Source organism: Bradyrhizobium sp. RDI18 (assembly GCF_043203335.1).
GTDB classification, from domain to species: Bacteria; Pseudomonadota; Alphaproteobacteria; order Rhizobiales; family Xanthobacteraceae; genus Bradyrhizobium; species Bradyrhizobium retamae.
Window position 1 is genome coordinate 7,026,954 of record NZ_JBICRN010000008.1, and the last position, 6,012, is coordinate 7,032,965.

The following is a 6,012-nucleotide window of genomic DNA, read 5'->3' on the forward strand; positions in this document are numbered from 1 at the left end:
CGTGCCAACGGGGACCCGATCCTCGTGTTATCGGGGACCAAAATCGGATGAAACGTCTTGGCACTCAACGACTTGCCGCGGTCGTAACTTTACTAACCTGGAATCCTTCGGATTCCTTCTAACGAGGTCGCGCGTTTTCCGGCCTGTTGGTAAGCGGGCGTTCGTGAACTCACACCAAGGGGCGCGGACCGGCCATCGCTGCAGCAAAGACGGTTCGCGACCCCGGAATTGGACCACTGCTGAGTTGGGCGCCGATCGTGCTTCGCAATGGTTTAGCCCTCCAAGGGAATTGCTGCAGTCGGCGGAGCTGGGCGCATGGCGCACCCTGTCTGTGTTTCGATTCGGCAGAGCAAATTCGTCATCGATTGCGTCCGGCCTGCGCGACCATTCCAAGATCGCATCCTTTGGACGCGGAATATGCATTGCCATCGGGCATGGCGACTTATTCACGATCGAAATCCTCCATGACGGCGGAGGAACTGCATGAGCGACCTCACGCATGTTGAACTGCTGTGGCTTGAGAAGCGGATCGAGAACTGGATTCGGTTCGGCCGGGTGGCGGCCGAACAGATACTGGATCGACGACGTCGTGTCGTCTCATTTGCACCGGGCAGCATCTTTGCCTTCGTGCGCTGGACGTCCAGCGACTACGGAACCGTCGTTTCAAAGATCGATATCTTGCGTGCCGTTACGCCGGGCCAGCGCTGCGCAACCGTGCCCTATGTACGCCCAGGCGGCGATATTTTGCTGCGGCTCTCCGGTTGGCCGAAAGTCGAGCGGGTGCTGCAATTGATTGACGCCGTCGAGGCGCTCGGCATCAATGCTGCCGACGCAGCGCCTGACTACTGGCATCACGCACACAACCGCCTGTCCGTCGGAGAAGCGCCGAGGTTCTACACGCGGTCGCGGCATCAGATCTGGCTTCAACGCCGGAAGATCGCGCCATGAAACACCGGATGATGACGCTCCTGACGATGTTCGGCTCGGTCGCCTTGCTGACCTCGGTGATCTGCGCGAAGCCTGTTGCCCTGTACGTCTGGAATGCCTCAGAGAGTACCCCGCTTGGGCTCTATCGCCTGCAGCCCGTCGACACGCTGTTTGTCACCGAACTGGTTGCAGTCCTGCCGCCGGAGCCGCTTGCTGCTTTCCTTGCTGAGGGCAGCTATCTGCCGCGCGGCGTGCCAATGCTGAAGCGCGTCCTCGCACTCCCCGGGCAAACGGTTTGCAGGAATGGCCTCACCATTACCGTCGATGGAATTGGACTTGGCGAGGCGCTCGATCGCGACAGGCGTGGCCGTCCCCTCCCGATCTGGCAGGGCTGCCGCGTCGTCGCGCGAGATGACGTCTTCCTCATGAATTGGCAGTCGTCGGATTCGCTGGACGGCCGCTACTTCGGACCCATCACGGCCTCTGCAATCATCGCCCGCGCGCTGCCGATCTGGACGGATGGAGAGAATTAACCGTGTGTTGCTCACGCTCTCAAATAGGCGCGCCTCTAACCCGTCGGATACAGCCGCATTCCTCCTTCCCGGCCAGAGCTAGCAGGGCCGCGGCATCGCGTGACCGTCGGAGTGGACCACTTGGCCAAGTCGCAAGCAAGTCGCCAAGAGTCGGCTGTCGGCAAATTGGTGGTGTCGTATTCAATCGCGTGCTGTCGGGACTTTTCGCACGGGGGACTGTGAGGAGAAGGGAGCACGATCAGACGAGCCACGGACGGCAAGGGAAAAGCGCCGCCTTCGGCCGGGCGCATGTGGTTGGTGGAGATGAGGTTTTAAGAGGCAGCGAGAATGATCAAGCCGTCGCTCCATTCCAAATCGTCAAGGAAATCAGCGCAGCGAGAGCCGTCGGCCAAGGCGAGTTTGTGGTGAAACCATCATGAGCCAGCGCGACAATGACCTTCGTGTTCGCCCTGGCCGCATTCGCGACAGCGGACGTAGTTCCTCGCGTCCGAAGAGCTTTGTCGGCCAGGTCATGCGAGCGGCCAAGAAGGCCGGGCATGTCGGCGACGGTTTTGGGCGCGGTAAAGGTGGAGCGAGCCGGTCGCACTTCGGACGAGGCCGGCGTGCCGCGCTATCCTTGTCCTCCGCTCGACCTCGCGGCGCGTGGTAATGAAGGCGCGCGTGGTCCGTCACCACGGCACGCGCTTTCGCTCGGCACCGCTGACCAAGCACATCACCTATTTGAAGCGCGAGGGCGTGACGCGTGACGGTACGGACGCCCGGATGTTCGATGCGACGTCGGATGCGGCGGAAGAGCGCGCCTTTGCTGAACGATGTGAGGACGACCGCCATCATTTTCGATTTATCATTTCTCCGGAGGATGCCGCCGAGCTCGGCGACCTCCGCACCTTTACCCGCGAGCTGATGACTGACGTCGCGCGGGATCTCGGAACCAAACTGGACTGGATTGCGGTCGACCACTGGAACACCGACAATCCACATATTCATGTCCTGATCCGCGGCCGCGCGGAGGACAGCCAGGATCTGGTCATCAGTCGGGATTACATCAGCCGCGGGTTTCGGGATCGCGCGGCCGAGCGCGTCACGCTCGAGCTCGGGCCGCGCAGCGAGCGAGACATCCAGTCCGCCCTGGAACGGGAGGTTACGGCCGAACGCTGGACCAGCCTCGATCGGGCGCTGCGTGTCGCCGCCGACGAGGGCGCCGGCGTGGCGGACCTTCGGCCAAATGCGTCAGGCGAAGACTTAAGCCTCCGCCGCCTGATGGTCGGCCGGGCAGCCAGGTTGGAGCGTCTCGGTCTTGCCGATCAAGTTGCACCCGGCTGCTGGACGCTGAAGCCTGGTATCGAGGACAAGCTGCGTGACCTCTCGATTCGCGGCGATGTCATCAAGACCATGCATCGGGCGATGAGCGTTCGTGGCCGCGAGCCGGATGTCTCCGGCTTTACCTTGCACGGCGAGGTACCGACAGATCCGGTGCTCGGCCGGCTGGTCGAGCGCGGACTGCATGACGAACTGAAAGGCTCGGCCTATGCAATCGTCGAGGGAATCGATGGACGAACGCATCACGTCAGGTTCACCGATATCGAAATGACCGGCGATGCCGCGCCCGGCGCGATCGTGGAGGCACGGTCTTACGACGATGCGCAGGGCCGTAAACGTCTCTCGCTCGCCACCCGATCGGATCTCAGTATTGAGGCCCAGGTCACGGCGCCGGGAGCGACCTGGATTGACCGGCAATTACTCGCGCGGGATTCGATCTTCGCGAGCGGTGGTTTTGGATCCGAAGTGCGCGAAGCCATGGACCGTCGGGTTGACTATCTCGCAGGCGAGGGCCTTGCGCGGCGGCAGGGAGCCAGGGTCATCTTTGCCCGCGATCTCCTCAACACGCTAAGGCGGCGGGAGCTCGATGCTACGGTTGCAAGACTCTCGGCCGAGACGGCGTTACCGCATACTCCTTCGTCGGAGGGTGAACGCATCGTGGGCGTCTATCGTCAGCGCGTAACGCTGGCGTCAGGCCGGTTTGCCATGATTGACGACGGACTTGGATTCCAGCTCGTCCCCTGGCGGCCAGCATTGGAGCAGCATCTCGATCGACAGGTATTCGGGGTCGCGGCACGCGGAGGCGGGGTGACCTGGAGCTTTGGAAGGAAAATTGGCCTGGGAATCTGATTGGTGGGCTGCCCAGCACTTCCGCGCCAGCGGACGAGGCGCTTGATGTGAAATCGGTTGAACGCAATCGCACTTCGCGCTGCCGGTCAGATACCATGCAATCTCGATCGGCTTTTGTACGACAATCTATCCGAACACACGATGGTTGCGATTGAGCGGTTGCTCAGGGTCGCGAGGAACCCTTTGATGGCCAACGTTCAGCGCGTCGGGTCTGCTTCAGGGCCGCACTGCTGGAAGCAACGTTAGAAGGTCCAACGATGAAGCCCAGAATTGGCGTCTACCTCTCGGAGCAAATGGCCGCGCGGCTAGCGGCAGCTGCCAAGCGTCCCGGCGCCACCAAATCAGCGCTCGTTGAGGCCGCCCTCGCTCAGTTCCTCGGTTCGGATGATGAAACCAACAACATCCCGGTAGACCGTCGCCTTTCCCTTATGAGCCGCCAACTTGAAGAGCTCGATCGCGGTCTTAGAATCGTTAATGAGACTGTGGCCCTTCAGGCGCGCTTCCATCTCGCCGTAACGCCAGTGCTTCCCGCAGCGGACCAACGTGCTGCCTGCGTACTTGGGTCCGAGCGTTTCGACGAATTTGCCGCGCAGGTCGGGCGACGCGTTCGGTTGGGAACATCGCTCATGCAGGAGACGATGGATCGGCTCAGCACACCGAAACGCGAGGCTCATTCGCGTGGCCCGTGCGAGGGAACGTCGGAAAAGTGCTTCTCAACCCATGAGCCAGATTTCCGCGCATCAAACACGGTTGGCATCGAATTAGAGCACTCCAGTGCCGTCCGGGAGGGCGGCAGCCTGTTTAACTTTCCAGGGAAGGCAGGATTGCCTCTGCACTAGGCCTGTTGCAAGGCAGACAGCTGCTCACCAAGGATCGGTCGAACAGCAACTACGGTCTCGACCGCCCAGCCATGCGACCTCGACGCCGACTTGCCGGCGACTTGACAGAAAGCTGGCGCCTGATTCTGCGGGTGTTCCTGCCGTTCGTTGCCGCTTACTATCTCTCATTTCTGTTCCGGACTATCAACGCGACGGTCGCCGGCTCCTTGACTGCGGAATTTGGCCTCGGCGCCGGCGATCTAGGTCTACTTACGTCTGTGTACTACCTGACCTTCGCGGCTGCTCAGATTCCGATCGGCATCCTGTTGGACCGATATGGTCCGGGCTTGATCCAGGGTACCGTGATGGTTGCCGCGGCTGTGGGTGCAGCGCTATTTGCCGTCTCGGACAATTTTTGGCTGCTCCTCGGCGGCCGAGCACTGATCGGCCTTGGTGTGGCCGCATCATTGACGGCCGGCTTGAAGGCCCTCGTGCTCTGGTTTCCCTGCGAACGTATCCCACTGCTCAACGGCCTGATGATTATGCTGGGAGCCCTGGGCGCGCTGACGGCAACTTTGCCTGCGGAATTTCTGCTGGTCTCGATGGGCTGGCGAGCATTATTTGAGCTGCTCGCGATCGTCTCGGCCGGATGCGCTCTTGTCATCTACCTTGCTGTCCCAGAGGTACCGGCAGTTATGTCGGTGGGGGGCAGACCAACCCCCATTAGTCTAAAGACGGTTTATGCCGATCCACACTTCTGGCGCCTGGCTCCACTTTCGGCCACCTGCATCGGGACGGCATGGGCGTTGCAGGGACTGTGGGCGGCGCCATGGCTCAGCGATGTTGAGGGCCTCGACCGGTCGGGACTACTCTGGCATTTGCTCATCATGGCTATCGCATTGAGTTTGGGCGGGCTTCTGTGGGGCATTGCGGTCGATCGGGCGCGCCGACGTGGGATTGGACCGCGGCCGCTGTTGGGTCTTGTCGCCGTGATGTTCATCGCGGCTCAGTTGGCATTGATCCTGCGATGGCCGCTCCCCTCGTATGTCCCGTGGATCGTCGTGGCGGCAGTCGGTGCTGGAACTGTCCTCAGTTACGCGATCCTGGCCGAGTATTTCCCCAAGGAGCTGGCGGGCAGGGCCAATGCAGCGCTGAACGTCTTCCACATCGGCGGCGCGTTTGTCGTGCAATATATGACGGGGTTATTGGTTCAGCTTTGGACTCCCACAAATGGGCACTATCCTGAGATAGCTTACCAGACTGCGTTTGCTTTCAACATCGGCCTCCAGATCGTAGCTGGAGTTTGGTTTGTGCTAACTTGGATTCTGACGCGACGAGGCGAGCGGCATGAACTTGATGCATTCTCCCTCAAGCCGCTGCACGCATTCGAACTTGGGGTAGGCGGCGTGCAGGATCGCGAGAGCACGCGATAAGAGAACGGTGCCGCCGAAAGTCTGAGCCGCATAAACGTAGCGGTTGCCTTTGTATGACGTGCCAGGAACGATGGGAATGCTAGAACCAATGCGCTTAAGACATGACGGGGCATCCTGAGCAGGTCCGTTCTT

General features: G+C 61.1%; 4 protein-coding genes and 1 pseudogene. 4 read left to right on the top strand and 1 reads right to left on the bottom strand.

Translation table 11 applies throughout. From position 1 onward, the window contains the following. The first annotated feature begins 483 nt into the window (after window positions 1–483). The 3 genes and pseudogenes from ACFXS9_RS42940 to ACFXS9_RS42950 all read left to right on the top strand — a co-directional run bounded on the left by ACFXS9_RS42940 (window position 484) and on the right by ACFXS9_RS42950 (window position 3,629). Complete coding sequence (locus ACFXS9_RS42940; protein WP_392699677.1) at window positions 484–948, top strand: DUF2840 domain-containing protein; 465 nt, start codon at window positions 484–486, stop codon at window positions 946–948. Then, the gene (locus tag ACFXS9_RS42945; RefSeq protein ID WP_392699679.1) at window positions 945–1,460 is read left to right on the top strand and encodes a S26 family signal peptidase; all 516 of its coding nucleotides are present in this window, start codon (window positions 945–947) and stop codon (window positions 1,458–1,460) included. Before ACFXS9_RS42940 ends, ACFXS9_RS42945 begins: the two co-directional genes overlap by 4 nt. A gap of 415 nt (window positions 1,461–1,875) precedes the next feature. Then, window positions 1,876–3,629, top strand: a pseudogene (locus tag ACFXS9_RS42950) (relaxase/mobilization nuclease domain-containing protein). A gap of 341 nt (window positions 3,630–3,970) precedes the next feature. Here the strand turns inward: ACFXS9_RS42950 and ACFXS9_RS42955 are convergent. Beyond that, on the bottom strand, window positions 3,971–4,303 hold the full coding sequence (locus tag ACFXS9_RS42955) for a hypothetical protein (RefSeq protein ID WP_392687485.1): 333 nt from the start codon (window positions 4,301–4,303) through the stop codon (window positions 3,971–3,973). 266 nt (window positions 4,304–4,569) lie between these two features. Here ACFXS9_RS42955 and ACFXS9_RS42960 point away from each other — a divergent pair, with 266 nt between their 5' ends. Next, entirely contained in the window at window positions 4,570–5,880 is a 1,311-nt protein-coding gene (locus ACFXS9_RS42960; protein WP_392687367.1) for a nitrate/nitrite transporter, read from the top strand. Window positions 5,881–6,012: the final 132 nt, after the last annotated feature.

Bases quoted from the DNA above. Each gene is read 5' to 3' on its own strand.
- ACFXS9_RS42940 (WP_392699677.1), top strand. From the start codon at position 484: ATGAGCGACCTCACGCATGTTGAACTGCTGTGGCTTGAGAAGCGGATC.
- ACFXS9_RS42955 (WP_392687485.1), bottom strand. From the start codon at position 4,303: ATGAGCCTCGCGTTTCGGTGTGCTGAGCCGATCCATCGTCTCCTGCAT.
- ACFXS9_RS42945 (WP_392699679.1), top strand. From the start codon at position 945: ATGAAACACCGGATGATGACGCTCCTGACGATGTTCGGCTCGGTCGCC.